We start from the raw sequence: 25,435 nt of genomic DNA, 5'->3' as shown, positions 1-25,435 counted from the left end.
TGAGGCAGCGATGGATAACAACGAACGGGGCGCTTCGGCACCCCTGACTTCTTACGCCGAAGCGGTGGACTGGATCAACGGGCTGATTCCGTTCGGCATCCGTCCGGGGCTGGAGCGGATCGAGGCGCTGATGGAAGCTTTCGGCCATCCGCACCGCCGGCTCAAATTCGTGCATGTCGCGGGGACGAACGGCAAAGGCTCGACCTGTGCTTTTCTGACCAGCGCGCTGATCCATAACGGTTACGACGTCGGGACGTTTACGTCCCCTTATATCACCAAGTTCACGAACCGCTTCCAGTACAACGGACGCGATATTCCGGACGAAACGCTGCTGGAGCTGGCGAACCGCCTGCGTCCCGCCGTGGAGAAGATCGCGCAAACGGAACTCGGATCGCCGACCATGTTCGAAGTATCGACCGCGCTTGCGATCCTGTATTACGCCGAAGTATGCTACCCGGACGTCGTAATCTGGGAAACGGGGCTCGGCGGCCGGATGGACGTGACCAATATCGTCAATCCCGTGCTGTCGATCATTACGAACGTGGGACACGATCATATGGATATTCTGGGCGATACGCTGGAGAAGATCGCGGCCGAGAAAGCGGGCATTATCAAGCCGGGCGTTCCGGTTGTGACCAGCGTCAGCCAGCCGGAAGTCCTTCGGGTCATCAAAGACACGGCGGAGCTGCGCAAAAGTACCTGCTATGCGGCCGGCGAGCGATTTTCCTACGAGAAAACAAGCACGGGCGAAAGCGGCCAAAGCCTGCATTTCAAGGGGCCTTTCCGCGATTTCGACCTGTCTCTCTCGCTGCGCGGAGAGTATCAGCTGGAGAACGCGGCCGGCGCTTTTATGGCGCTCGAAGTGCTGCGGCAGTATATGGCGTTCCAGCTCGAAGACGAGAAAACGGCCGCCGGTTTCGAAGAAGCCTTCTGGGCCGGGCGCATGGAACTGGTGTCGGAGCGCCCGCGCATCCTGATGGACGGCGCGCACAACCCGGAAGGGGCGGCGGCGCTGGCGCAAAGTCTGCAAAGCGGCTGGACGTACGACCGCCTTGTGCTGATGATGGGCATGCTGTCCACCAAAAGCCACGAAGACTATTTCAAATCCATTCTGCCGCTGGTCGACGAACTGATCATCACGGAACCGGATTTTCGCAAAAAAATGAATGCTTCGTCGCTGGCCGAAATCGCGGAGGGACTGCGGGCGGAATACGCCAAGCCGAATCTGCGCATTACGGTGCAGCCCGATTGGCAAACGGCGCTGGCCGAATTCCGCTCTTCGATCGGATCGGAAGACCTCGGGGTCGTGTCCGGTACGCTTTACCTGATTTCCGACGTGCGTGCGCAGCTACTGCACCAGGCCGATTCTGAGAAAGGTTGGTGAAACAACATATGAAAAAGACAGAACACATCCATTTCATCGGCATCGGCGGTTACGGCATGAGCGCGATCGCACGCGTGCTGCTGGAAATGGGATACAAGATTACGGGGTCCGACGTGGCCGAGCAGGGGTTGACGAAGAAACTGGTTGAAGGAGGCGCCGAGATCCACTACGGCCACAAAGCCGAATATGTGCGCGGCGCCGATACGGTCGTGTATTCGACAGCGCTGCCGGAAGACAATGTGGAGCGCGTCGAAGCGCAGCGGCTCGGCATTCCGACGCTGCACCGCTCGCAGATGCTGGCCCGCCTGCTGAACGAGCGCAAAGGCATCGCCGTCGCGGGCGCGCACGGCAAAACGACCACTTCGTCGATGACCGCGCTCGCCATGGAAGAATGCGGCGTCGATCCGACTTACATTATCGGGGGCGAGATCGTCGGCTTCGGCACCAACGCCAAAGCGGGCAAAAGCGACTTTGTCGTGGCGGAAGCCGACGAAAGCGACGGCACGTTCCTGCAGTATCATCCGTACATCAGCATCGTGACCAATATCGAAGCCGATCATCTGGAGAACTATGACGGCAGCTTTGAGAAGATCAAGGAAGCGTATGTACAGTTCCTGAATCAAACGCGCGAGGACGGTTATGCGATCGTCTGCGCGGACGACGAGAACCTGCGCGAACTGATGCCGAAACTGAACGCCAGGCTGATTACATACGGCATGGGCGAAAACGCGGACTATGTGATCGGGGAAGTCGAGCTCGGCGACCGCCGTTCGTCGTTCACCGTGAGTACGGAAGGCCGGACACTGGGACGCGTAGAGCTGTTCGTGCCGGGCACGTACAATGTGTACAATGCGACCGCCGCTCTGATCGCCTGCCTCAAAGCGGGCATCCCGTTTGAGCAAGCCGCGATCGGACTGTCGAAGTTCCACGGCGCGAAGCGCCGTTTTCAAGTCCTGGCCGACGAGGGCGGCGTGCTGGTCGTCGACGACTACGCGCACCATCCGACCGAGATCGAAGCGACGCTGCGCGCCGCCAAGACCACGGGCAAACGGATCGTCGCCGTGTTCCAGCCGCAGCGTTACACGCGCACGTTCTTCCTGCTGGACGCGTTCAGCCGCGCGTTTACCGACGCCGACGAGGCGATCATCGTCGATATCTATTCGCCGGCCGGCGAGCAGCCGATCGAAGGCGTGCACTCGTCGATCCTGACCGATCTGATCAAAGAACGCAGCAACCCGAACGCCCGGTATCTGGCGACGAAGGAAGAAGTGCTCGGCGACCTGTCGGACCGGATTCAAGACGGCGACCTCGTGATTACGATGGGCGCGGGCGATATCTGGAAAGTGTCGCACACGCTCGCCGAAGACTGGAAACGCAAAACGGTCTAAGACCGTTTCGGCATCCCCGACAGCGCCGCTTCGTTTGACGAACTTTATCGAACCGATGATCCAAGCCGTTTCTCCGCCTTCGGGCGCGGGAAGCGGCTTTTTGCCGTTTCTGCTGCGGAGCGAATTCCGGCGGGATAGACGCGCGTTATACCCCGTATAACGAAAGGCTATTTCTCCTGCCGCGCCCGGCCCGCTATAATGACGACAATACCAAAACCGAGTTAATTGATGGGGATTTAAGATTTAAAGTGATGGAAGAGAGGATGAATCGTCAATGTCATCGACAAACAAAGCCGCCAAAGTCATGGTGCTCGGTCTCGACGGAGCCGATCCGACACTGGTCTCGCGGTATATCGCACAGGGCAAACTGCCGAACTTCAAAAAAGCGCTGGAGCTCGGTTCGGCGGCGGCCGATCTCAGCATGCAAAGCGTGCTTCCCGCCATTACGCCGCCCAACTGGGCTTCGATCGCAACCGGCGCGTATCCGAGCACGCACGGAATCACCTGCTTCTGGAATCATACGCTGGGCAACGAACTGGACGTACTCGATTACGGATTCGACTCGGGGCTGCTCAAAGCGGAAACGATCTGGCAGGCTTATGCCCGGGCGGGCAAAAAAAGTATCGTGTTCAATTATCCGACGTCCTGGCCGCCTCAAGCGGAAGATTCGATTTATGTCGACGGTACCAGTATTTATACCAATCTGCGCGGTTATGTCGATTACGAGAAAGTCGTGGAAGGCAGCGTCGACCAGGCGCAGCTGATCGAAGTGCCGCATACGCTGGACAACACGGGCGCCAACTGCCGGTTCGAAGGCGAAGAAACGACGCAAAAAGCCGGTATCAGCAAAGAAACGTACGACGGCTTCGGTTATTCCCAGCCGGGACTGGTCACCACGACGCAGGACGGCGAGCTGTCCGCCGACGTGCCGACGGCGGATTGGATCCGGACGCCGATCGGTTCGGCCGACGGCTGGGCTTCCGTTCCGCCGAACGCGCGGGCGTTCGAATTCACCGTCAACGGCGGAGCGGAACGGCGATGGGGGCTGGTCGTTGCCTCGTCGGAAGGAGCCGGAGCCGCTTACGATACAATCCGCGTCTACGCGGACCGGCAGTCGCAGCAGTCGCTGGGCGAAGCGAAAAGCGGCTGCTGGAGCGGCTGGATCTACGATACGTACCGCATCGGCGGAGCGGACATCCCGGTCGCCTACAAGATTCGCGTACTGGAGCTGGACGCGGCCGGCGATAGTTTTTCTTTTTACGTGTCCTACGCGCTCGACCTCAAGACCGGCAAGTTTTTCCATCCCCGCGGCATCGGCGAAGAGCTGTATACCGAAGTCGGACCGATGCTCCAGCCGTCCAACTACAGCCGCCTGACGCCGCTCGCCGACGAAGTGCTGCTGGAATCGATCGAAGAGATGTACCGCTGGCATGTGGATGCGATCAACTATCTGCTGGACAACAAAGAATGGGATTTGTTTTACACGCATATGCACGGAATCGATATGTTTATGCACTTTTATCTGGATCATACGCTGGAAGCGGCGTCGCCGGAATACGAACGTTATCAGGAAATCGTGTACCGCATTTACGAGATCACCGACCGCTTTATCGGCGCGCTGTTGGAACGGCTGGACGGCAAGACCTCCATCTTTATCGTGTCGGACCACGGCGGGGTAGCCAAAAATCCAGAAACGGATCATCCGCTGATCGGCGATATGTGGGGCATCAATGTCGGCATCCTCGGCGAACTGGGATATACGGCGGTTAAAGACGACGGACTCGGCGGCAAGGAGATCGATTGGAGCCGCACGACGGCCGTCGCCCAGCGGGCCACTTTTATCTATCTGAACGTAAAAGGCCGCGATCCGCAGGGCATTGTCGATCCCGCCGATTACGACGCCGTCGTTCGCGGCATCATCGACGACCTCTACAACTATCGAGATCCCAAAACGGGACGGCGGGTCATCAGCTTCGCGCTCAATCGCAACGATATGGAAGTGGTGGGGCTCGGCGGCGAGAACAGCGGGGACATCTTCTATATTCTCGAACCGGACTTTACCCGCTGCCACGGCAACGGCCTCAGCAACCACAGCCTGTCGGGCTATTCCATGAAAGCCCTGTTTATCGCGCTCGGCGCCGGAATCAAGCAGAACCAAACGATCGACCGCAAAGTAAAAGTGGTGGATATCGTGCCGACGCTGTGCGCGCTGTCCGGCGCTCCGGTTCCGTATCAAGCCGAAGGCGGCGTATTGTACCAGATTTTTGAGGGCATCGAGCAGGAGCAAGACGGAGCGGCTGAAAAAGAAAAGCGCGAAGCCGCGGCCGAAACGGTCTGACACATCGCTGCGCCTCCGTTCCCGGGACTTTATCCTATTATTCTGATTGGATTTATTGTATAATCCGAGATCATAGGAGAAAAGGGTGGGAATATGCGCCTGGAACAGCTCTATCATATTGTGGCTATCGCCCGTACGGGTTCGATCTCGCTGGCGGCGGAGCGCAACTTTATTTCTCAGCCCGCGCTCAGTTCTTCTGTTTCGAAGCTGGAAACGGAACTCGGCGCTCCGCTGTTCAAGCGCAGCAGCCAGGGAGTCCAGCCGACGGAAGTCGGAGAAGCGGTAATCGGCAAAGCGATGGACGTGCTCGATTTGCTGGAAGACATCCGGGCGCTGACCCGGCAGAGCGCGCAGACACCGACCGGCAGTCTTCATCTAGCGGTCGAGCCTTTTCTGAGCAATACGATCATGGTCAGCACGCTGACCCAGTTCAAGCATCGGCACCCTGGAGTGGATGTGCTGATGAAGGTAGGGGAATCCGGCAACAATCTGCGCGATATCGCGGCGGGCAAAGCCGATTTCGGCGTGCTGATGAAAACGGGGCCGCTGTCCGAAGACAAAGACCTGAGCATTCGCGAGCTGTTCAAAGACCGGCTGATGCTGCTTGTCGGCCGCGATTCGGAACTTGCGGCGCGTAAGTCCGCCACGCTGGCCGAAGCGATCGAACAGCCGCTTGTACTGTACAATACGGAGTTCGTCACCGACTGCGAGGTGTCCTCGCTGCTCAAGCGTCACGGCGAACTGAAAGTCGCTTACCGTTTGGACAGTATTCCGATGTTCGAGAAAGTCATTTCGCTGAACCAGGGAGCGGCTTTCGTCCCGCGTTTTATGCAGGACTATTTTCGCAGCCGTCCCGATATGGTTCCGCTGGATATTTCGGACGTCCGGCTCGATATTTCCATTGTGATGGCCTGGAGCAAGCGGCATCATCTCTCACGGATCGAAAAAGAAATGATGGACACGATCCGGTCTTTCTGCACCATGAACGAATTTGCCGGATAGAACCGGCGAAGGAGAATATTTATGACTCGAAAAGCGCAAAAGCGCAGAATCGGTTGGCCGGGCAGCGCCTGGAACCTGGTGATCGCCGGCGGCGCGCTGGACGTCGTGTGGGCGCTGCTGCTGAAGCGCACGAACGGTTTTACTTCACCGGGTCCGACTCTGCTGGCCGCAGTATGTATCGCGGCAAGTTATACGCTGTATATCAAAGCGATCGCCCGGCTTCCGGTCGGTCCGGCTTATACGCTGTTTACTGGCATCGGAACGGCCGGAACGGCGGTGATGGGAATACTGGTTCTCGGCGAGCGCGCGGAGCCGTCTTCTCTGCCGTATCTGGGGCTGCTGCTTCTGGGCATGGCGGGGCTGGGCTTGAGCGAGCGCCGACACGGCAGCCGGGAGAAAGCATGAACGCCTGGCTCTGGCTGCTGCTGGCCGGCGGCGCCGAAGTCGCCAGCGTTCCGCTGCTCAAAGCTTCGCGCGGGTTCCGCCGCGTTGGCTTCGGGGCCGCGGCCGTCGCGGCGCTTGTGCTGAGCTTCTACGGCCTGTCTCGTTCGCTGATCGATATTCCGGTCGGCACGGCTTACGCCGTCTGGACCGGAATCGGCTGCTGCGGAGCGATCGTCTGGGGCATCGCGCTGTACAAAGAACCGGCGACGCTGCCGCGGCTGCTGTTTGCGGCCATGATCGTTACCGGCATTCTGGGATTGAAATATGGAGGGTAGCCTTACGCCCGGGAGGAGATTATCGCAATGAATCAGGATCATGCGGCAGGATCGGCGCGCGAAAGCGCCGGGAAGGTCGCGGTGCGCGCCGCACGGCGCCGCTCCGGGACCGGCGAATGGCTGTACCGGAGCATCTCGGCGGGCGTCGTTCTGGCCGTGTTCCTGCTCTGGTGGCTGGTCAGCGCCAGGCAGTGGGTCAATCCACTGTTTCTGCCGTCTCCGGCCGCCGTCTGGGCGGCTTTTACGGATATCGTGCGGGAAGGATACAAAGGAGAAAGTCTACTCAGTCATATCGGAACCAGCATGAGAAGACTGTTTCTCGCGCTGGGACTTGCGTTCGTCACCGCGGTGCCGCTGGGCATCCTGTGCGGCAGATTTCGCTGGCTGAGAGCGGTGTTCGATCCGTTCGTCGAATTCTACCGGCCGCTGCCCCCGCTGGCTTACTATACGCTGTTGATCCTCTGGTTCGGCATCACCGACGTATCCAAAGTACTGCTGCTGTTCCTGGGCGCGTTCGCTCCGCTGTTTATCACGGCCGTGTTCAGCGTTCAGCGCTTAAGCGCCGACCGGATCAACGGAGCCAAATCGCTGGGAGCGAAAGGCTGGAAGCTGTATGTATTCGTTATCTTTCCTTCGATTCTGCCCGAGCTGTTGACCGGACTGAGAACGGCGGTGGGAGTCAGTTACGCAACGCTGGTCGCCGCCGAAATGGTCGCGGCCGTATCGGGGGTCGGCTGGATGGTGCTCGACGCCAGCAAGTTTCTGCGAAGCGACATTATGTATCTCGGCATTATCGTGATGGCGCTGATTGCGGTCGCTATCGACCTGATTATCCGCATGCTGATCCGGCGCGTCTCGCCCTGGATCGAACACTAGCACGCATTTCACTGTAGAAGGGACAAACCGGGAATGAGAATCAACACTTTGTTTGATCGGTCGTTTGGTGCGGCGGCTTCGCTGCTGCTTGTGCTGGCTTTGACGGCCTGCGGCGGTGCGTCGAACGGAACGAACGCCGCGGCGCCGGCGGGTTCGTCCGCCAAGACGGCCGAAGCTTCGCAGCCGTCCGGCGAACTGCCGAAAGAAATCCGGATCGGCTACCAGGTTTCGCCGAACGGCGAACTGCTGGCCAAAGCGCTCGGACTGCTGGAAAAGAAATACCCGGATACGAAGATCTCCTGGCTTAAATTCGATTCCGGGCGCGATGTGAACGTGGCGATCGCCAGCGGCAGTATCGACTTCGGCCTGCTCGGAACGCCGCCGGGCGCTTCCGGCATCGCTCAAGGACTGCCCGATCAGGTGTATTACATCCACGACGTTATCGGCAAAAGCGAAGCATTGGTCGTCAAAGAAGATTCGGGTATTCAATCGCTGCAGGATCTAAAAGGCCATAAGATCGCCACGACATTCGGTTCGACTTCGCATTTCAGCCTGCTGTCCGCATTGAAGCAGGAAGGCATCGATCCGGGCACGCTGACTATTCTCGATATGCAGGCTCCCGATATCGTGGCCGCCTGGCAGCGCGGAGATATCGACGGGGCTTACACCTGGCAGCCCAGCCAGTCGAAGCTGGTCGAAGACGGCGGCAAAGTCATCGTCAGTTCCGCCGACGTTGCGGCCAAAGGCGGTATTACCGGCGAGTTCGGTGTAGTGCACAACGACTTTATCGCCAAATATCCCGATGCGGTCAAAGGCTATATCGCCGTGCTGGACGAAGCGGTCAAGTATTACCGCGATCATCCACAGGAAGCGGCCGAAGCGCTGTCGCAGGAACTGGGCCTGACGCCGGAAGCTTCGCTTCAGGCGATGAACGAGATCATCGTGCTGGACGCTTCGCAGCAGACGGAAGCCGAGTATATGGGAACGCCCGAACAGCCCGGCGCTTTCGGCCAGCTGTTGAAAGACACCGGCGACTTTCTGCTGGAACAGAAATCGATTACGTCTTCGCCGGATTTATCCGTGTATCAAAAAGCGCTGCGCAGCGACCTGTATGCCGACTGATCGGGCGGTGCCCGGCTGAAACGGGGAAGTCGCTGGAGGTAGCCGCCGGAAAGGAGGAAAAGTATGGAAAGTATCGGACACGAAAAGTCCGCCAATAAAAAGATTGAGCGCGGCGGCGAAAGCGGGCCGGAGGCTTCGGCCGCTTCGGAGCGCGGAATCCGGCTGCGCGAGATCGGCTTGTCCTACTGGAACGGAAAAGCCGAAGAAGAAGCGCTGCACCGGATCGATCTGGAGATTGCGCCCGGCGAGTTCGTCGCGGTGCTGGGTCCTTCCGGCTGCGGCAAGACCTCGCTGCTGAATGTGATCGCCGGTTATATCCGGCCGAGCGGCGGCAGCGTGACGATCAACGGCAGACCCCATACGGCTCCCGATTCCGAAGTTGGCGTCGTGTTCCAGCAGCCCAATCTGTTTCCCTGGCTGTCTCTGGCCCGCAATATCGAGTTCGGGCTGCGCATGAAGAATCGGCCGAAACAAGAACGGCAGGCCCGGGTCGCCTATTTTCTCGATATGATGGGCCTGACTTCTTCCGGCCGTCGGCTGCCGCATCAGCTTTCCGGCGGGATGAAGCAGCGCGCGGCGATTGCGCGCACGCTGGCGGCGGAGCCGGAGATCGTGCTGCTGGACGAGCCGTTCAGTGCGCTGGATGCGCTGACGCGGGAAAACATGCAGTCCCATCTGCGGGAGATCTGGTGCCAGACCGGCAAATGTTTGTTTTTTATTACGCACGATGTGGACGAAGCGCTTCTGCTTGCCACTCGTTTGATCGTGATGCACCCGGGACCGGGCCGTATTGTAGAAGATCTGTCCAATCCGCTGGCGGGTTCCGGCTCGTTCGAAGAGATTCGGTCCGGCCGGGAATATGCGGAGCTGCGGCGCTGGCTGATCGGACGAATCGGACATCACGCCGGCTGAAAGCGGCGGACAAACAGCGGGACTCCCGGCAAGGGGGTCCCGCTGTTTGCGTTTTCGCATCGACGGGCTTGGGAACGGCAACACGGATGAACTTGAGCCGCAAAGAACGTTCCTTTATAATAGTGAAGTGCTATTTTGGCGGGCAGCGGCGCGGCGTTAAGCCGGCCGGTGCCTTTTTGAGGAGGAAAGACAGCATGAATGAACAGAAACGTTTACTGCTTCTGGCTTCGGGTTCGCCCCGCAGGCGGGAGCTTCTGGCGCTGCTCGGCTTGCCTTTCGAGGTGAGAGTAAGCGATGCCGACGAGAGCACGCCGGAGGAGTGGACGCCGGAGCGGATCGTGACGGAGCTGGCGCGGCGCAAAGCGGAAGCTGTTGCCGCCGCGGCGGACGCAAGCGGAGCGGTTGTGATCGGCAGCGACACGATCGTCGTGCTGGACGGAACCGTGCTGGGCAAGCCGGAAGACGGCCGGCAGGCGGCGGAGATGCTGCGAAGTCTGTCGGGCCGGACGCACGACGTTTACACGGGCGTGGCCTGCATCGGCATTCCGGACGGCAGAATCTTTTCGGATTTCAGCCGGTCCCGGGTGACCATGCGCGAGATTCGCGAAACGGAGATCGAAGCTTATATCGCGAGCGGCGAGCCGATGGACAAAGCCGGATCTTACGCCGTGCAGGGGCTGGGAGCGGTGTTTATCGAGCGGATCGAAGGCGACTACCATGCCATCATGGGCCTTCCGCTGAACCTGCTGCATGGCATGCTCGAACAGTTCGGAATCCGCGCGCTGGCTTGATTTTCGGCGGCGCGTGCATCCGACTCGATTGCGCGCCGCAGTCATGGTATAATGGGCGGGTGTTACATAGGGGCCGGCACTGCGCGTGACCGGCTGCCGCCGAGCGCGGCGAACGGTTCAGGTTGACAAGCCGCTTTAAGCTGGTATTGTTTAAAAGGGGCAAATCGGTGCTGCCGTTTTTGCGTTGAACAAGTGCATGTCCCGATCCTGCCATGATCGAATACAAACGTTGAACACTGAAGCGGCTTTCCATTACGGAGGGACGAAGATTGCAAACGGAAACGACGAATATGATGCTGCGGGATCTTCCTCAAGCGGAACGGCCGAGGGAACGCATGATGCAGTACGGAGCGGAAGCGCTGAGCCAGGCGGAACTGCTGGCCATCCTGCTGCGCACCGGAACCAGACGGGAATCGGCGATCGCGGTTGCACAGCGAATCGTCGGACAGGCCGGCGGCCTGCGCAGACTCGTCGATATGGGCGTCGAAGAACTGATCGAAATCAAGGGCGTGGGCCCGGCAAAAGCGATTCAACTGAAAGCGGCGATCGAGTTGGGCCGGCGAATGTCGGCTTCCCGACTGGGAGAGCCGATCGTGATCCGCAGTCCGCAGGACGCGGCGGAACTGCTGAGCGAGCAGCTCCGTTACCTTCAAAAAGAACATTTCGTGTGCCTGTTTCTAAATACGAAAAATCATGTAATCGCGCAGGAAACACTGTCGATCGGAAGCTTGAACGCTTCGATTGTGCATCCGCGCGAAGTGTTTCGCGCCGCGATCAAACTCAGCAGCGCTTCGATCGTATGCGCCCATAACCATCCGAGCGGCGATCCGGCACCGAGTCCGGAAGACATCGCCATCACCAAACGGCTGGTCGAGGCCGGACGCATCGTAGGAATCGACGTGCTCGATCATATCGTCGTGGGAGACGGAAGCTTTGTCAGCCTCAAAGAACGGGGCTTGATGTAAGCCCGGACGTTCGGCGCAGGACGAGCCTTTATTTAAGCATGCACGCTTTTAATCGGACGACGAGTCCAAGAAAATATACGAATTCGAACGAGAAAGGGAGTTTAAGAGAATGATGGGTGGCTTCAATAAGGATCTGGGAATCGACTTGGGAACGGCAAACACGCTGGTTTATGTAAGGGGCAAGGGAATCGTGGTACGGGAGCCTTCCGTGGTGGCGCTGCGCACCGATACGAAAACGATCGAAGCGGTCGGCGAGGACGCCAAGAAAATGATCGGCAGAACGCCGGGCAATATCCGCGCGATCCGTCCGATGAAGGACGGCGTTATCGCCGACTTCGATACGACGGCGACGATGATCAAATATTTCATTAACCAGGCGCAGAAGAAACGCTCCATGTTCCAGCGTCATCCGAACGTGATGGTTTGCGTGCCGTCGGGCATCACGGCCGTCGAGCAGCGCGCCGTCGAAGACGCGACCAAGCAGGCCGGAGCGCGCGAAGCTTATACGATCGAAGAACCGTTTGCGGCCGCGATCGGCGCGGATCTGCCGGTATGGGAACCGACGGGCAGCATGGTCGTCGATATCGGCGGCGGCACGACCGAAGTCGCGGTTATCTCGCTGGGCGGGATCGTAACCGCGCGTTCGGTGCGCGTAGCCGGCGACGAGATGGACGAGTCGATCATCCAGTACGTGAAGCGCCAGTACAACCTGATGATCGGCGAGCGCACGTCGGAAATGTTGAAAATGGAAATCGGTTCGGCGATCCAGCTCGAAACGCCGGAATCGATCGAAATCCGCGGCCGCGACCTGGTCAGCGGGCTGCCGAAGACCCTTACCGTGACGTCGCAGGAAATCTCCGAAGCGCTGGCCGACACCGTCGCTTCGATCGTCGAAGCGGTCAAAGTGACGCTGGAGAAGTGCCCGCCGGAGCTTGCGGCCGACATTATGGACCGCGGCATCGTGCTGACGGGCGGGGGCGCTCTGCTGCGCAACCTGGACAAACTGCTCGCGGGCGAAACCGGCATGCCGGTCATCGTAGCCGAGAACCCGCTGGACTGCGTCGCGATCGGCACAGGCCGCGCGCTCGACAATATCCACCTGTTCAAAGCGCGCGGCAACGGTTCGGGCCGCTCCAAGCGCGGCTGATCGTTCGTCATGAGGCTTACGAAGAATTCAGCGATGTTAGAGGGTGGTCAAACTGTTTAGAGTACTGGGAAATCGAAAGCTGTTCATCCTGCTGATCGTGCTCGTCCTCTTCGTCGCCCTGATGGGCGTAACGCTCGGCGACCGGATCGGCCTGACCTGGCCGGAGAAGTTCGTGAAGGACACGGTCGGGTTTACGCAGCGGGTAGTGAATAAACCGGCAACCGCAGTGTCGGGTTTTTTTGAGGATATTGCGGATTTGAAAGGCGTTTACGCGGAGAATGACAAACTCAGAATTGAAGTGTCTCGACTCGAACGCGATTTAGTTGAGTACCATGGCCTGCAAGATGATATCGATGTTCTTCGGGATTCGCTTCACTTCACGAAGAATCAGACGGATAAAGTTTCTAAACATTACCGTTTCGCTCAGGTTGTTTCCGTAAGCGAAGACGTCAACAATCCAACTGTCAATATTGATGTGGGTGCAAAAGACGGCGTGGAAGTTGGCATGGCGGTTACCAGTATCAAAGGTATGGTCGGTATTATCAGCACAACGACGGACTATACAGCGACCGTTCAATTGATTACTTCGCTCAGTCTGACTTCGCCCGATAGCTATGCAATTGCAGTAACCGCAGACGGAAAGCCTGGAACGTTCGGTATTGTCGAAAGCTACGATAAGAAGGATAACCGTCTTCTTATGACCGGAATTAAAAACGACGATCCGAACAATGTGGTTAAAGAAGGCGACAAAATTGTATCTTCGGGCAGCGGCGGAGTGTTCCCGGCCGGCATTGTGCTTGGAGAGGTCAGAGCCGTTGAATCAAGCGAGTTTGGTTTGACGAAGACCGCCAAAATCTATCCGACTGCTAATTTCGTGGAATGGAAAGAACTCTTCGTCGTGATTCCGGGGCCAGAACCTGCAGAAGGAGCCGATACGCCATGACGTGGCGCAAACAGTTCCTCGTCCTGCTGCTGTTCGTTCTGTTCCTGTTCGAAGGCAGCGTGCTGCCGTGGTTTCTGCCGCACGCCTGGATTCCGCATTTGATGCCGAATCTGGTCTTTATCTGCATTTTGTTTGTAGCCGTCTATCGCCATCGCTATGCCGCGATGGTGCTGGGGCTCGTATTCGGGATGCTGCACGACGTGGTGTATTACGGCGCGATGCTCGGACCTTATTCGTTTACGATGGGATTTACGGCTTATCTGCTCGGTTTGATTTTCCAACTGCCAAAGGCGCCTCTGCCGGTGATGCTGTCGGTCGTGATGCTGGGCAGCCTGATTATGGACAGCATGCTGTACGGAATCTACCGGGTATTCAACTTCAATGAACAAACGTACGACTGGGCGCTGGTGCAGTATATCGTGCCCGATCTGCTGTTCCGCCTTATATTCGCGCTGATCGTTTACGTGCCGATTCGCCGGCAGTTCGACAAGATGCCGCTTCGTTCGAAGAAGGCGGACAAAGAATAAGCCGAAGGAGCGGACCGTCCTGCAGAAACACCCGCGGACGGGGCGTTCACGAAGTTTTATGAATTCCCGGGCAGGAGAACGGAGCCTTCGTCTCGAAAAGATGTTCTAAGGTGAAGGGGGAGCGGGGGAGATGTCCATCAAGCGCAATCCGGTGACAATCAAAGGAATCAAGGACGGACTCGTTTTCCGCCTGGACGAGCAGTGCGACTTCGCGGAACTGCTGGACGCGCTGAAAGAGATGATTGAACACAGCCACCAGGCGATCCTGAGCGGCCCGCTTGTGGCGATCGACGTGCGCTTCGGCAAACGCGAGCTGTCCGACGAGCAGAAGCTGCAGATCCTGGACGTGCTGCGCAGCAGGCGCAACCTGCTGGTGCGTTCGATCGAAGGAGCGAAGGCGGAAGAAGTCCGCGAGAACGCGGTGCTTCGGATGCCGATGTTTACGATGAGCGGCATGGTCCGTTCCGGGCAGGTGCTCCGGCACGACGGCAACCTCCTGTTTCTGGGAGACGTCAACCCCGGCGGCACAATCGTGTGCACGGGGGATATTTATATTCTCGGAGCGCTGCGCGGAATGGCTCATGCGGGTTCCGAAGGCGGCGAACAGGCCGTGATCGGCGCATCGCATTTCGCGCCGACGCAGCTGCGGATCGCGGAAGTGATCAGCCGTCCTCCGGACAGCGAAGATGCGGCAAGCGAGCATCCGCACGAGACGCAGATGGAGTTCGCTTACCTCAAAGACGGACAGATGCAGATCGACAAGATGGCGAATATCGCCCGGCTGCGCCGGGATCTGAATGTGTTCAAAGGAGTGTAGAGTATGGGAGAGGCTATAGTCGTCACTTCGGGAAAAGGCGGCGTCGGCAAAACGACGACCACGGCCAATATCGGGACGGCGCTTGCGCTGCTCGGCAAAAAGGTCTGTCTGGTCGATACGGATATCGGCCTGCGCAACCTGGACGTCGTGATGGGCCTGGAGAACCGCATTATTTACGATATTTGCGACGTGGCCGACGGACGCTGCCGGCTGCATCAGGCGCTTGTCAAAGATAAACGGTTTGAGGAGCTGTATATGCTGCCGGCCGCGCAGACCAAAGACAAGAACGCCGTGTCGCCCGAACAGGTTCGCGATATCATCGTCGAACTGAAAGGCGAGTTTCAATACGTGCTGATCGACTGCCCGGCGGGCATCGAGCAGGGGTTCAAGAACGCGATCGCGGGCGCCGACCATGCAATTGTCGTCACGACGCCGGAGAACGCCGCCGTGCGCGACGCGGACCGGGTTATCGGCCTGTTGGAAAGCTCGCATATCGGATCGCCCAAGCTCGTTGTCAACCGGATTCGGCCGAATATGGTCAAAGCCGGAGAGATGCTGGACGTGGACGAAGTGCTCCAGGTGCTCAATATCGATCTGCTGGGCATCGTGCCGGACGACGAGATGGTCATCAGAGCGGCCAACACCGGCGAGCCTACCGTGATGAACCCGGATTCCAAAGCGTCGATTGCGTACCGCAATATCGCCCGCCGCATCCAGGGGGATACCGTTCCGCTGATGCAGCTGGACGAGAAAAAAGGACGCTTCAATTTGTTCAAGAAAATTTTCGGACGGGGCAGATAAAGGCGGCGGAAAGCACATCGCGCTCTGCGCCGCAATACGATACAAGAAGCAGCAAGCAGACTTTTTCGCCGTCCGGCGGAAGGTCTGCTTTTTTTAATGACGAAAGCCGCGGCCGCGAAACTTTTGACGGACGGGCTGCGTCTAGTGGAATAGGCGCGTGCCGCGGTTTGCGCGCGGCAGGCGAACGCCGAAAATTGCAGGGCATAAGAGGTGACCCATGAAACAACTGGTGGTGCACAGCGAAGCGGAATGGACACAGACGGCTTTGCTGGAAGAAGGAAAATTGATTGAATTTGCGGCGGAACGCACCCGCGAGTACGGGATGGCCGGCAGTTTTTACAAAGGACGGATCGTTAACGTGCTGCCGGGGATGCAGGCCGCGTTTGTGGATATCGGATTGAAAAAGAACGCGTTTCTATATATCGACGACATGCTGCCGGCCCATCTGGAAAAGCAGCCCAAAGCCAAACCTTCGATCGAGCAGATCGCCCGCAAAGGGCAGCAGCTGCTCGTCCAAATTATGAAAGAACCGCTGGGCGGCAAAGGCGCGCGGGTCACGATGCACTATTCGCTGCCGGGCCGCAGGCTGGTGTATATGCCGGAAGCCGATTATGTGGCCGTATCGAAAAAGATCGAGCCGGAGTCGGAGCGCACGCGGCTGAAGCTGCTCGGCGAACATGTTCGGCGTCCCGGCGAAGGAATTATTTTGCGTACGGTGGCGGGCGGCGAGCACGAGGAGACGATCGGCGAAGAAATGCGGAGAATGCGTGAACGCTGGGAAGAAATCCGGTCAAAAGCCGAAGCCGCCGAAGCGTCTGTCGAGCTTTACCGGGATCTGGACCTGACCCAGCGCTTGATTCGGGATGTGTTCGATCCGGAAACGGATCAGCTGGTAGTCGACGATCCCGGGCAGCAGGAACGCGCTTTATCTTATCTAGAACGGACTTTACCGGGCGTGTTGCCGCGCGTGCTGCTGCACCGGGAACAAACGCCCGTGTTCGAAGCGTATCCGGTCGAGCGCCAGCTGCACCGGGATTTCGGACGCAAGATCTGGCTGCCGGGAGGCGGTTATCTCGTCTGGGACCAGACCGAAGCGCTGACCGTTGTCGATATCAACACGGGCAAATTTACGGGGGCCGACGGCAGTCTGGAAACGACCGTGACCGATACCAACCTCGAAGCGGCCGGCGAGATCGCGCGGCTGCTGCGTTTGCGGGACGTGGGCGGGATCGTCATTATCGATTTTATCGATATGCAGGAAGACGGAAATCGTTCAAGGGTGCTGAACCGGCTCGAAGAAAGACTGCATAAAGACCGTACCCAGTCGCATGTGGTGGGTTGGACCAAGCTGGGACTGCTCGAACTGACGCGCAAAAAGGTTCGCGAAAGCGGAGCCGGGCTATTTTATCGGATATGCGGCACCTGCGGCGGAAGCGGCCAAATTATGATTCGTTAATCTGTTGACTCGCTCGTCGATACATGATAGAATGTTCTGGTATGTGTGCCGGTTTATCCGTCTTGCACATGCTGCAACCGCACAGGCCGGGTCTAAGCGAACTCCCTTTGCAGGCGTTCCACCCGAACCAGGCGAGTCTGAGACATGAGGAGGTGCAAGAAGATGTACGCAATTATCGAAACAGGCGGTAAACAGTACAAAGTCCAAGAGGGCGACGTTCTGTTCATCGAGAAGCTGGAAGCCGCAGACGGCGAAAGCGTAACGTTCGACCGTGTCCTGGCCGTTTCCCAAGAAAACGGACTGACAATCGGCGCTCCATTGGTATCCGGAGCAACCGTAACGGCGACCATTGAAAAACACGGTAAAGGCCAAAAGGTTGTTGTATACAAATACAAACCTAAAAAGAACTACCACAAGAAACAAGGCCATCGCCAACCGTACACTAAAGTAACGATCGGCAAAATTCAAGCATAATTGAAGGTGATAACTTGGTTATCGTCCAGATATTAAGATCGCCGGACGGCAAGATCACGGGGTTTAAAGTCAAGGGTCATGCGGGTTACGCTGATCGCGGCGAGGATATCGTCTGTTCCGCCATCTCGGCCATTACGGTCGGAACGGTGAATTCGGTCGAAGTGCTCGCGGGAACGGTGATGAAGACGCGGATGAAGGACGGTTTTCTCAGCGGAAGTCTTCCGCCGATAGAATCGGACGAACTCAAGACCAAAGCCGAGTTGATTCTTGAATCGATGGTGGTCATGCTGAATACGATCGAGACTTCTTATCGTGAATATATTCGCCTCGATGAGGTTAAAAAATAAGCAAAGAAGGAGGTAGACCACTATGTTGAAATTGGATCTCCAGTTATTCGCTTCCAAAAAGGGTGTAGGTTCGACGAAAAACGGACGTGACAGCCACTCGAAGCGCCTCGGCGCTAAACGTGCGGACGGTCAAGCCGTACGCGGCGGCGGAATCATCTTCCGTCAGCGCGGAACGAAGATTCACCCGGGAACGAACGTAGGTATTGGCAAAGACGACACTTTGTTTGCTCTGATCGACGGCGTTGTAAAATTCGAACGTCTCGGCCGCGACCGCAAAAAAGTCAGCGTCTACCCGGTGCAAGTTGCTGACGTAGCAGCTTCCGTAGAGGCCTAAGGCCTAACGGGTAATCAAGAAGCCTTCGGTACTCGTACCGAAGGTCTTTTTTTGTTGCCGGGCCGCAAATGCAAGCAAAACAGCGGTTCACGGCCGGATTTACGGTAAAAATACCCGTCGCGCTTGGATTTTTACCGATTTCTGGTTATACTCAAATTTAGTGAGCCTTTTGAATTTTTATTACGATTAGGAGCGGTGAGAGCCGATGAGAAGGTGGAGAGACCTGTCTGTGATGCTGCCGCTGTCTGTCGCAGTTCCTCTGATTTTAACCTGGATTTTTCCGAGAACGTTCATGTTCGCTTTGCTGACCGCATGGCTGGCCGGCGTTTTCCTGCTGATGTCGCGGGAGAGGAGAAATTCCAGAAAGAGGGAGCTTGGCGCGCTGAGACAGTCCATGCAGAAATTTTTTCTCGAAGTCCTCAGTCATCAGCGGCACGATTGGATGAACGAACTCCAACTGGTCTTCAGCTATTCGAAAATGGGTCGAAACGAGAAGATCCATGAAATCGTAAACCGCGTCAGCGGCGATATGCATGCGGAGAGCCGTCTTGCAAAGCTGGGTCTTCCCGAATTCGTTTTCTATTTGATGACGGTCAAAGCGGAGAACCGGGAAGTCGAACTGCATGTCAAGGCGGAGCAGGAACTTCACTTTGCGGGCAGCCTGACAAGCGAGGAAGAAGAATGCCTGATTCGCGCCGTAAGGGCGGGAGTCGCGGCTTATCGTTACTCGGGGCTTGCGGCCAAAGCCGCGAAGCCGGCGCTGCGGATCGTGTTCGGCGAAGAGAGCGGGGAAGCGACTTTGTTCATCGAACCGGAAAACGATCCGTTGGCCGTACCGGTGCTGCACCGCGCGTTCGAAGAAGCGCTGGAGCCGTGTTCGCTGCTGGCGGAGGCGGAAGCAAGCGGGACGTTGATCCGCTGGAAGCTGCCGCTTCAAACTTAAAAGAGGTGAATCCATGTTTGTAGATAAAGCGAAGATTTATGTAAAAGGCGGAGACGGCGGGGACGGTATCGTTTCTTTCCGCCGGGAGAAGTATGTACCGAACGGCGGTCCGGCCGGCGGGGACGGCGGCAAAGGCGGCGACGTTATTTTCCGCGTCGACGAAGGCCTGCGCACGCTGATGGACTTCCGTTACCAGCGCCATTTTAAAGCGCAGCGCGGCGAAAAAGGCCGCAACAAAAGCCAGCACGGCGCGAACGCCGAAAGCATGGTCGTACGCATTCCGCCCGGCACGCTGATTATCGACGACGATACGCAGGAAGTGTTGGCGGATATGACCCGTCAGGGGCAGCAGCTCGTCATCGCGCGCGGCGGACGCGGCGGACGCGGCAATATCCGCTTCGCCACGCCGAACAATCCGGCGCCCGAGCTTGCGGAGAACGGCGAAGAAGGCCAGGAGCGCTATATCGTGCTCGAGTTGAAAGTCATGGCAGACGTGGGTCTGGTCGGCTTCCCGAGCGTGGGCAAGTCGACGCTGCTGTCCGTCGTTTCCGGCGCGACGCCGAAGATCGGCGCGTATCACTTCACGACCATCACGCCGAACCTCGGCGTGGTGGGCGTCGGTGAAGGCCGCAGCTTCGTCATGGCCGACCTGCCGGGACTGATCGAAGGCGCGCACGAAGGCGTGGGTCTGGGACACGAGTTCCTGCGTCACGTCGAGCGGACGCGGGTCATCATCCATGTGGTGGATATGTCCGGCTCCGAAGGCCGCGATCCGTTCGAGGACTGGATCAAGATCAACGAAGAGATCAAACTGTATAACGCGGAACTGGAGAATCGTCCGCAGATCGTCGCGGCGAACAAGATGGATATGCCGGACTCCGAAGAAAATCTGCGCATTTTCCGCGAAAAAGTAGCGGAAGTCAATGCGGAAATCGAGATTCTGCCGATCTCTTCGCTGACCCGCCAAGGCGTACAGGAACTGATGTACCGCGCGGCGGACGTACTGGACTCGATTCCGGAAGCTCCGGCGATCCAGGAAACGGCCGATGCGGCGGAACGCAAAGTCTACCGCGTCGAGGAAGTCGAAGACGAAGGCTTTACGGTTCGCCGCGAGAACGAGATATTCGTCGTGGAAAGCGTGAAGATCGAGCGCATGATGAAGCGCATGCAGCTCACTTCCCACGATGCGATTCTCAAACTGGCGCGCACGCTGCGCCATATGGGCGTTGATGAGGAGCTGCGCAAGCGGGGCGCGAAGGACGGCACGATCGTACGGATCGCGGACTTCGAGTTCGAGTTTGTGGAGGGAAGCAGTTATTATTAAGCGGGGCTCGCGGTTTGCGCTTGTCGCTCCGGTTGTTTTCCTCTGCGGACTTTAATAGAGTCCGGCAGTAGAAGGAAAGCCAAAGGTCGCTCCAATCGCAAACCGCTCGCCGGGAGGGGGAATAGCCCCTCGCCTGTTTTCCGGCTCGGAGGATTAAGGCTGCTTCTTTTTGTCAAAAGAAGCAGTAAAGATACAACCAGTATCGCAGGCGCGGACTAACTGTCCGCTGTGCGATGGATAGGCTTGCGGAAGAGCGTTGTTTTCTTAAAGAAAACAACGCTCTTCCGCTTTTTTTGTAGCCGGATTGCGATTAGTGATACAAGAGAAGTACCATGCCATGTAACTTTTTTGCGTTAAAGGGTTGACGCTGGGTCGGTTTCTTCGATATAATGTCCGCTATATGAAAACAGCAGTCTTTAAGGGGAGGACTTTTGTGAAAGAACGTTATTATTTGGCGAGAGAAGATATTTTGCCGGAAGCGATTCTGAAGACGCTGCATGTCAAAGAGCTTTTGGCGGGCGGGCAGGCGAAGACGGTAAACGAAGCGGTTAACATCGCAGGGATCAGCCGGAGCGCTTTTTACAAGTACAAAGACGGGATTCATCAGGTGAACCAGCTCGACCGGGAGAGACTGGTGACGCTCTCGCTGCTGCTGGAGCACAAGGCGGGGATTCTGTCCAAAGTGCTGGGACTGATCGCGGAGAGCGGAGGGAACGTTCTGACGATCAATCAGAGCATTCCGCTCCAGGGAAGCGCAAATGTGGTATTATCGGTAGAAACGTCCCGCCTGCACGAAGACCTCGGACAAATGACGGCAGCGCTGGAAGAACTGACGGGAGTCAGCAGGGTCGTCGTGATCGGGCAGGGTTGACGAAGGCGAAGGGCGGAAATTTTTAATCGGAACAGGCAGGGAGCAAGGCGCGGCGTGCGCTTCGCTTGCGAACTGCGAAATGACGGGGAGGAAATTGTACGTGAGTAACAAGCCGGTAAAGGTAGGACTGCTCGGACTCGGTACGGTGGGAACGGGCGTAGTACGCATCGTCGAGGGCCATCAGGAAGACTTGAGCGGGCAGGTGGGTTCGCCGATCGTGATTGAGAAGATCTCCGTCAAGGACCGGGAGAAGTCGCGCAATATCCCGATCGACCCGTCCAAATTGACCGACGATCCGTGGGAAGTGATTCGCGATCCCGAGATCGACGTTATCGTGGAAGTGATGGGCGGCGTGGAGCAGACTCGTACATACGTGCTGGAAGCGCTGGCCCAGGGCAAACATATCGTGACGGCCAATAAAGACCTGATGGCGCTGTACGGAACGGAGATTCTGGCCAAAGCGCAGGAGATGCAGTGCGACGTCTTTTACGAAGCGAGCGTCGCCGGCGGCATTCCGATTATCCGTACGCTGATCGAAGGGTTTTCGTCGGACCGTATCACGAAGATCGTGGGCATCGTCAACGGGACGACCAACTATATGCTGACCAAAATGAGCAAGGAAGGCGTTTCCTACGACGATGTGCTCAAGGAGGCGCAGGAGCTGGGTTACGCCGAATCCGATCCGACTTCCGATGTGGAAGGGCTGGACGCCGCTCGCAAAATGACGATCCTGGGCACGCTGGGATTCCGCACGAACGTCGAGCTGGCCGATGTGAACGTCAAAGGCATTTCGGGCGTCAGCCAGGCGGATATCGCGTATGCCAAAAATCTGGGTTACGAAGTGAAGCTGCTGGGAATCGCGGAACGCGAAGACGATGCGATCTCGATCAGCGTGCAGCCGACGATGGTTCGCGCTTCGCATCCGATCGCATCGGTCAACGGTGTGTTCAACGCGGTATACGTATACGGCGAAGCGGTGGGCGAAACGATGTTTTACGGCGCGGGAGCGGGCGAGATGCCGACGGCGACGTCGGTGGTGGCCGATCTGATCGCGGTGATCAAAAATCTGCGTCTGGGCGTCAACGGCTTGAAGCAGATCGTGCCGCACAAACCGAAAAAACTGAAAAGCGACGCCGAAATCCTGTGCAAAAACTTCATTCTGCTGCATGTTGACGACAAAGCGGGCGTACTGGCTCGGATTACGCAGATTTTTGCCGAATTCGATGTGAGTCTCGCATCCGTTGTCCAGCAGCCGAACGAGCTGAATCCGGACGCGGAAATTATTATCGTGACGCACCGGGCCAGCAAAGAAAGTATCGACCAGGTCTTGAAGCGATTCGAGGAGCTGGAAGTCGTCCGCCGGATCAAGAGCGTGTACCGGGTGGAGGGATAAAAGCCCGCAAACTTTAGAAGCAGTCGGAAGGAGCAGAAACATGATGAACGAAAATGCCGGGACGGTGCGCGTACGGGTACCGGCCAGCACGGCCAACCTGGGACCCGGGTTCGATACGCTCGGCATGTCGCTGTCCCTTTATATCTGGATCGAGATGCGCCGCTCCGAGCGGACGATCGTGCATTTTGAAGGAGACGGGTTCGAAGAAATTCCCGCCGATAAACGCAATCTGATTTATAAAGTCGCGCAGCTGGTATTTGAAACGGCGGGCGTGGAAGTACCGGAGCTTGAAATCGGCATGCGTTCCGATATTCCGCTGACGCGCGGACTGGGCAGCAGCGCTTCGGCGATTATCGCCGGGCTGGTCGCGGCCAACGCGCTGATCGGCTATCCGCTGTCCAACGACCGTTTGTTCGATCTGGCAACCGGGCTGGAAAAGCATCCCGACAATGTCGGAGCGTCGCTGTTCGGCGGTATTGTCGCGGCGGCCTGGGACGGCAATCATGCGGATTACATCCGGATTGAACCGCCGAAAAACTTACAGGTGCTGGCGCTGATCCCGGACTTCGAACTGGAAACGTCGAAAGCGCGCGCGGTGCTGCCGCAGCAGCTCAGCCTCCAGGACGCCGTTTACAATATCAGCCGATCGTCCCTGCTGACAGCGGCGCTGGTATCCGGCCGATTGGATCTGCTGTCTTCGGCGATGCAGGATCGTTTGCATCAGCCTTACCGGGCGGCGCTGGTGCCGGGGATGGAACGCATCCTGGCGGAAGCGCCGGAGCGCGGCGCGCTCGGAGCCGCTTTGAGCGGAGCCGGACCGACGCTGCTCGCTCTGGTCGACCGCGAAGGGGGCAGACACGCGGAACTGGAAAGCTTTATGCAGGACGTCATGCGTGAGAACGGCATTGAAGCGCGCACGCTCTGGCTGGAACCCGATCTGGACGGAGCCGTCGGCGAAACGAATGCGGAGCCCGAACTTTTGTCGGAGCGGATCAAAGGAGAAATCTCGTCATGAAACGAATAGCGCTGCTGTCCGCAGGGTCCGTCTCGCACGAAGCGGTTCGTTACGTGTTGGGAGACCGGCCTGCCGGGCTGATTCATTATAAAGTGATTTCGGATGTGTTCCTGGCCGTGGTCAACGGAACGGCGGACTATGCCGTAATCCCGATCGAAAATACGATAGAGGGCTCGGTCAGCCTGCATATGGATTGGTTGGTCAACGAAATCGATGTGCCGATGCGCGCCGAGTGGGTGTATCCTTCGATTCAGAACCTGGTCGGACGGCGAGAAGAGTTTGTCGGCGAACACGGGGAACTGGATTTTTCAAAAGTCGTGAAGGTACTGTCCCATCCGGTCGCAATCGCGCAGTGCCGGGCGTTTATCGCCGCGAATCTGCCACAGGCCGAATTGGAGAACGCCAACAGCACCGTGGAAGGCGCCGGTACGGTCGCGGCCAATCCCGGTCTGCGCTGGGCCGCTTTCTCGACCCGTCTGGGCGCGGAGCGGCACGGATTGGATATTCTGGCGGAAGGCGTGACCGACCACGACAACAACTATACCCGTTTTGTACTGATCGGCGCCGATCCCATCGAGCTTCCCGGCAAAGTCGATCACGAAAAAACGAGCATCCAGGTCATTTTGCCGGAAGACTACACGGGCGCTCTGCACCAGGTGCTGTCCGCTTTTGCCTGGAGACGCTTGAACTTGTCCCGTATCGAGTCGCGTCCGACGAAGAAGAAACTGGGAAACTACTACTTCTATATCGATGTAATGGTGCCGGGAGATTCGATTCTGTTTCAGGCGGCGGTAGAAGAGATCGAAGCCCTGGGCTGCCAGGTGCGCATTCTGGGTTCTTACCCTTGCTTCGCTTACGAGGATTCGCATACGAAAGTGAAGTAGGAGGCGGGACGTACCGAACAGTGGATTGTAAAAAGACAAGAACCGCACAGCAAGGCACAGAGGAGCGCGCCGCGTTCCTTTTTGCTTTTTATTTATAAGAAAATCAATAGATAAGCGGAACGGAGAAAAGCAGCAAAGAGAAGGGTAGTAGATGCCCAAAGGAAGAAGTGTTGCATGGCGTAAAAAATATTGGCAATATGCTTGAAATCGAAAAGAAACGATGGTATATTATAAATCTAGCCGAGCAAATGCGAGGCGGAGCGGTTTGTCGAGTTGAGCAGGCGAATAACGAGATCGAATAAGAGGCTTCGCAAGAAGCTGAAAAAAGATTTCGAAAAAAGGCTTGCAAAACGAAAACGAACATGCTAATATATAAGAGTTGCTGCTGCGATCGAATGAGTGAGCGGCGGGGATAGAATGAATTGATGAAAGTCAGGGAGTTCAACCAAGTTTGTTCTTTGAAAACTGGATAGTGAAGTTGAGTCATGGCGGCTTCGGTCGTCGTGAGAAATAAAGATTCTTGAGCAATCGAGAATCGCCACGTTTTAAACGAGCACACGGTGCTTTCTTTTAAAGCGATTTTCGGATCGCAACTTTAATGGAGAGTTTGATCCTGGCTCAGGACGAACGCTGGCGGCATGCCTAATACATGCAAGTCGAGC

General features: G+C 57.5%; 26 protein-coding genes, 1 rRNA gene and 1 other annotated feature. All 27 genes read left to right on the top strand.

Going from position 1 to position 25,435, the window contains the following annotated elements; all coding sequences use genetic code 11:
- Positions 1–10 precede the first annotated feature (10 nt).
- Positions 11–1,384, top strand: a complete 1,374-nt coding sequence (locus tag QWJ34_RS10505; RefSeq protein ID WP_302727548.1) for a bifunctional folylpolyglutamate synthase/dihydrofolate synthase — start codon at positions 11–13, stop codon at positions 1,382–1,384.
- 8 nt (positions 1,385–1,392) lie between these two features.
- Positions 1,393–2,772: a UDP-N-acetylmuramate--L-alanine ligase gene (murC, locus tag QWJ34_RS10500; RefSeq protein ID WP_302727547.1), complete on the top strand. Its 1,380-nt coding sequence runs from the start codon at positions 1,393–1,395 to the stop codon at positions 2,770–2,772.
- 274 nt (positions 2,773–3,046) lie between these two features.
- Positions 3,047–5,110: an alkaline phosphatase family protein gene (locus QWJ34_RS10495; protein WP_302727545.1), complete on the top strand. Its 2,064-nt coding sequence runs from the start codon at positions 3,047–3,049 to the stop codon at positions 5,108–5,110.
- Positions 5,111–5,203: 93 nt separating this feature from the next.
- Positions 5,204–6,112, top strand: coding sequence for a LysR family transcriptional regulator (locus QWJ34_RS10490; RefSeq protein ID WP_302727543.1), 909 nt, complete (start codon positions 5,204–5,206; stop codon positions 6,110–6,112).
- Positions 6,113–6,133: 21 nt separating this feature from the next.
- The gene (locus tag QWJ34_RS10485) at positions 6,134–6,517 is read left to right on the top strand and encodes a DMT family transporter (RefSeq protein WP_302727541.1); all 384 of its coding nucleotides are present in this window, start codon (positions 6,134–6,136) and stop codon (positions 6,515–6,517) included.
- On the top strand, positions 6,514–6,831 hold the full coding sequence (locus QWJ34_RS10480) for a DMT family transporter (protein WP_302727540.1): 318 nt from the start codon (positions 6,514–6,516) through the stop codon (positions 6,829–6,831). The genes QWJ34_RS10485 and QWJ34_RS10480 overlap by 4 nt, the downstream gene beginning before the upstream one ends.
- A 27-nt stretch (positions 6,832–6,858) precedes the next feature.
- The gene (locus QWJ34_RS10475; RefSeq protein WP_302727538.1) at positions 6,859–7,707 is read left to right on the top strand and encodes an ABC transporter permease; all 849 of its coding nucleotides are present in this window, start codon (positions 6,859–6,861) and stop codon (positions 7,705–7,707) included.
- A 33-nt stretch (positions 7,708–7,740) separates the two neighbouring features.
- Positions 7,741–8,829 carry a taurine ABC transporter substrate-binding protein gene (locus QWJ34_RS10470; RefSeq protein ID WP_302727537.1) on the top strand — a complete coding sequence of 363 codons (1,089 nt, stop codon included), beginning with the start codon at positions 7,741–7,743 and terminating at the stop codon, positions 8,827–8,829.
- 63 nt (positions 8,830–8,892) lie between these two features.
- A complete protein-coding gene (locus QWJ34_RS10465; RefSeq protein WP_302727535.1) occupies positions 8,893–9,741 on the top strand; it encodes an ABC transporter ATP-binding protein in 849 nt (282 codons plus the stop codon).
- A gap of 194 nt (positions 9,742–9,935) precedes the next feature.
- A complete protein-coding gene (locus tag QWJ34_RS10460) occupies positions 9,936–10,532 on the top strand; it encodes a Maf family protein (RefSeq protein WP_302727534.1) in 597 nt (198 codons plus the stop codon).
- Between the two features lie 293 nt (positions 10,533–10,825).
- On the top strand, positions 10,826–11,497 hold the full coding sequence (radC, locus tag QWJ34_RS10455; RefSeq protein WP_302728186.1) for a RadC family protein: 672 nt from the start codon (positions 10,826–10,828) through the stop codon (positions 11,495–11,497).
- Between the two features lie 109 nt (positions 11,498–11,606).
- A complete protein-coding gene (locus QWJ34_RS10450; protein ID WP_302727532.1) occupies positions 11,607–12,644 on the top strand; it encodes a rod shape-determining protein in 1,038 nt (345 codons plus the stop codon).
- A gap of 43 nt (positions 12,645–12,687) precedes the next feature.
- Positions 12,688–13,587, top strand: coding sequence for a rod shape-determining protein MreC (gene mreC, locus QWJ34_RS10445; protein WP_302727530.1), 900 nt, complete (start codon positions 12,688–12,690; stop codon positions 13,585–13,587).
- Entirely contained in the window at positions 13,584–14,114 is a 531-nt protein-coding gene (mreD, locus tag QWJ34_RS10440) for a rod shape-determining protein MreD (protein ID WP_302727528.1), read from the top strand. Before mreC ends, mreD begins: the two co-directional genes overlap by 4 nt.
- A 130-nt stretch (positions 14,115–14,244) precedes the next feature.
- Positions 14,245–14,931: a septum site-determining protein MinC gene (gene minC, locus QWJ34_RS10435; protein WP_302727527.1), complete on the top strand. Its 687-nt coding sequence runs from the start codon at positions 14,245–14,247 to the stop codon at positions 14,929–14,931.
- Positions 14,932–14,934: 3 nt separating this feature from the next.
- On the top strand, positions 14,935–15,732 hold the full coding sequence (gene minD / locus QWJ34_RS10430) for a septum site-determining protein MinD (RefSeq protein ID WP_302727525.1): 798 nt from the start codon (positions 14,935–14,937) through the stop codon (positions 15,730–15,732).
- Between the two features lie 217 nt (positions 15,733–15,949).
- Positions 15,950–17,188 carry an Rne/Rng family ribonuclease gene (locus QWJ34_RS10425; RefSeq protein ID WP_302727523.1) on the top strand — a complete coding sequence of 413 codons (1,239 nt, stop codon included), beginning with the start codon at positions 15,950–15,952 and terminating at the stop codon, positions 17,186–17,188.
- Between the two features lie 65 nt (positions 17,189–17,253).
- Positions 17,254–17,337, top strand: a sequence feature (ribosomal protein L21 leader region).
- Positions 17,338–17,350: 13 nt separating this feature from the next.
- Entirely contained in the window at positions 17,351–17,662 is a 312-nt protein-coding gene (gene rplU, locus QWJ34_RS10420; protein WP_302727522.1) for a 50S ribosomal protein L21, read from the top strand.
- Between the two features lie 14 nt (positions 17,663–17,676).
- Entirely contained in the window at positions 17,677–18,009 is a 333-nt protein-coding gene (locus tag QWJ34_RS10415) for a ribosomal-processing cysteine protease Prp (RefSeq protein ID WP_302727521.1), read from the top strand.
- Positions 18,010–18,031: 22 nt separating this feature from the next.
- Complete coding sequence (gene rpmA / locus QWJ34_RS10410) at positions 18,032–18,343, top strand: 50S ribosomal protein L27 (RefSeq protein WP_018977229.1); 312 nt, start codon at positions 18,032–18,034, stop codon at positions 18,341–18,343.
- Between the two features lie 292 nt (positions 18,344–18,635).
- Complete coding sequence (locus tag QWJ34_RS10405; protein ID WP_302727518.1) at positions 18,636–19,286, top strand: Spo0B domain-containing protein; 651 nt, start codon at positions 18,636–18,638, stop codon at positions 19,284–19,286.
- A 13-nt stretch (positions 19,287–19,299) separates the two neighbouring features.
- Complete coding sequence (gene obgE / locus QWJ34_RS10400) at positions 19,300–20,610, top strand: GTPase ObgE (RefSeq protein ID WP_302727516.1); 1,311 nt, start codon at positions 19,300–19,302, stop codon at positions 20,608–20,610.
- Between the two features lie 433 nt (positions 20,611–21,043).
- Complete coding sequence (locus tag QWJ34_RS10395; protein WP_302727514.1) at positions 21,044–21,481, top strand: ACT domain-containing protein; 438 nt, start codon at positions 21,044–21,046, stop codon at positions 21,479–21,481.
- 100 nt (positions 21,482–21,581) lie between these two features.
- On the top strand, positions 21,582–22,874 hold the full coding sequence (locus tag QWJ34_RS10390; RefSeq protein WP_302727513.1) for a homoserine dehydrogenase: 1,293 nt from the start codon (positions 21,582–21,584) through the stop codon (positions 22,872–22,874).
- Positions 22,875–22,914: 40 nt separating this feature from the next.
- On the top strand, positions 22,915–23,889 hold the full coding sequence (gene thrB / locus QWJ34_RS10385) for a homoserine kinase (RefSeq protein ID WP_483314259.1): 975 nt from the start codon (positions 22,915–22,917) through the stop codon (positions 23,887–23,889).
- Positions 23,886–24,773, top strand: coding sequence for a prephenate dehydratase (pheA, locus tag QWJ34_RS10380; RefSeq protein WP_302727511.1), 888 nt, complete (start codon positions 23,886–23,888; stop codon positions 24,771–24,773). Before thrB ends, pheA begins: the two co-directional genes overlap by 4 nt.
- 595 nt (positions 24,774–25,368) lie before the next feature.
- Positions 25,369–25,435: ribosomal RNA gene (locus tag QWJ34_RS10375) — 16S ribosomal RNA — on the top strand; the annotation flags it as partial.

The organism is Saccharibacillus sp. CPCC 101409 (assembly GCF_030518235.1).
Lineage (GTDB): Bacteria > Bacillota > Bacilli > Paenibacillales > Paenibacillaceae > Saccharibacillus.
Note: the sequence above shows the minus strand (reverse complement) of the source record. Positions and strands in the feature narration are given on the sequence as shown.

What these genes read in the sequence shown, in the direction of transcription:
- obgE (WP_302727516.1), top strand. Translation starts at nt 19,300, where the DNA reads ATGTTTGTAGATAAAGCGAAGATTTATGTAAAAGGCGGAGACGGCGGG.
- thrB (WP_483314259.1), top strand. Translation starts at nt 22,915, where the DNA reads ATGATGAACGAAAATGCCGGGACGGTGCGCGTACGGGTACCGGCCAGC.
- QWJ34_RS10505 (WP_302727548.1), top strand. Translation starts at nt 11, where the DNA reads ATGGATAACAACGAACGGGGCGCTTCGGCACCCCTGACTTCTTACGCC.
- QWJ34_RS10470 (WP_302727537.1), top strand. Translation starts at nt 7,741, where the DNA reads ATGAGAATCAACACTTTGTTTGATCGGTCGTTTGGTGCGGCGGCTTCG.
- QWJ34_RS10495 (WP_302727545.1), top strand. Translation starts at nt 3,047, where the DNA reads ATGTCATCGACAAACAAAGCCGCCAAAGTCATGGTGCTCGGTCTCGAC.
- QWJ34_RS10450 (WP_302727532.1), top strand. Translation starts at nt 11,607, where the DNA reads ATGATGGGTGGCTTCAATAAGGATCTGGGAATCGACTTGGGAACGGCA.
- QWJ34_RS10405 (WP_302727518.1), top strand. Translation starts at nt 18,636, where the DNA reads ATGTTCGCTTTGCTGACCGCATGGCTGGCCGGCGTTTTCCTGCTGATG.
- radC (WP_302728186.1), top strand. Translation starts at nt 10,826, where the DNA reads ATGCTGCGGGATCTTCCTCAAGCGGAACGGCCGAGGGAACGCATGATG.
- QWJ34_RS10480 (WP_302727540.1), top strand. Translation starts at nt 6,514, where the DNA reads ATGAACGCCTGGCTCTGGCTGCTGCTGGCCGGCGGCGCCGAAGTCGCC.
- rplU (WP_302727522.1), top strand. Translation starts at nt 17,351, where the DNA reads ATGTACGCAATTATCGAAACAGGCGGTAAACAGTACAAAGTCCAAGAG.
- pheA (WP_302727511.1), top strand. Translation starts at nt 23,886, where the DNA reads ATGAAACGAATAGCGCTGCTGTCCGCAGGGTCCGTCTCGCACGAAGCG.
- QWJ34_RS10490 (WP_302727543.1), top strand. Translation starts at nt 5,204, where the DNA reads ATGCGCCTGGAACAGCTCTATCATATTGTGGCTATCGCCCGTACGGGT.
- QWJ34_RS10425 (WP_302727523.1), top strand. Translation starts at nt 15,950, where the DNA reads ATGAAACAACTGGTGGTGCACAGCGAAGCGGAATGGACACAGACGGCT.
- minC (WP_302727527.1), top strand. Translation starts at nt 14,245, where the DNA reads ATGTCCATCAAGCGCAATCCGGTGACAATCAAAGGAATCAAGGACGGA.
- QWJ34_RS10460 (WP_302727534.1), top strand. Translation starts at nt 9,936, where the DNA reads ATGAATGAACAGAAACGTTTACTGCTTCTGGCTTCGGGTTCGCCCCGC.
- murC (WP_302727547.1), top strand. Translation starts at nt 1,393, where the DNA reads ATGAAAAAGACAGAACACATCCATTTCATCGGCATCGGCGGTTACGGC.
- rpmA (WP_018977229.1), top strand. Translation starts at nt 18,032, where the DNA reads ATGTTGAAATTGGATCTCCAGTTATTCGCTTCCAAAAAGGGTGTAGGT.
- minD (WP_302727525.1), top strand. Translation starts at nt 14,935, where the DNA reads ATGGGAGAGGCTATAGTCGTCACTTCGGGAAAAGGCGGCGTCGGCAAA.
- QWJ34_RS10475 (WP_302727538.1), top strand. Translation starts at nt 6,859, where the DNA reads ATGAATCAGGATCATGCGGCAGGATCGGCGCGCGAAAGCGCCGGGAAG.
- QWJ34_RS10465 (WP_302727535.1), top strand. Translation starts at nt 8,893, where the DNA reads ATGGAAAGTATCGGACACGAAAAGTCCGCCAATAAAAAGATTGAGCGC.
- mreD (WP_302727528.1), top strand. Translation starts at nt 13,584, where the DNA reads ATGACGTGGCGCAAACAGTTCCTCGTCCTGCTGCTGTTCGTTCTGTTC.
- QWJ34_RS10485 (WP_302727541.1), top strand. Translation starts at nt 6,134, where the DNA reads ATGACTCGAAAAGCGCAAAAGCGCAGAATCGGTTGGCCGGGCAGCGCC.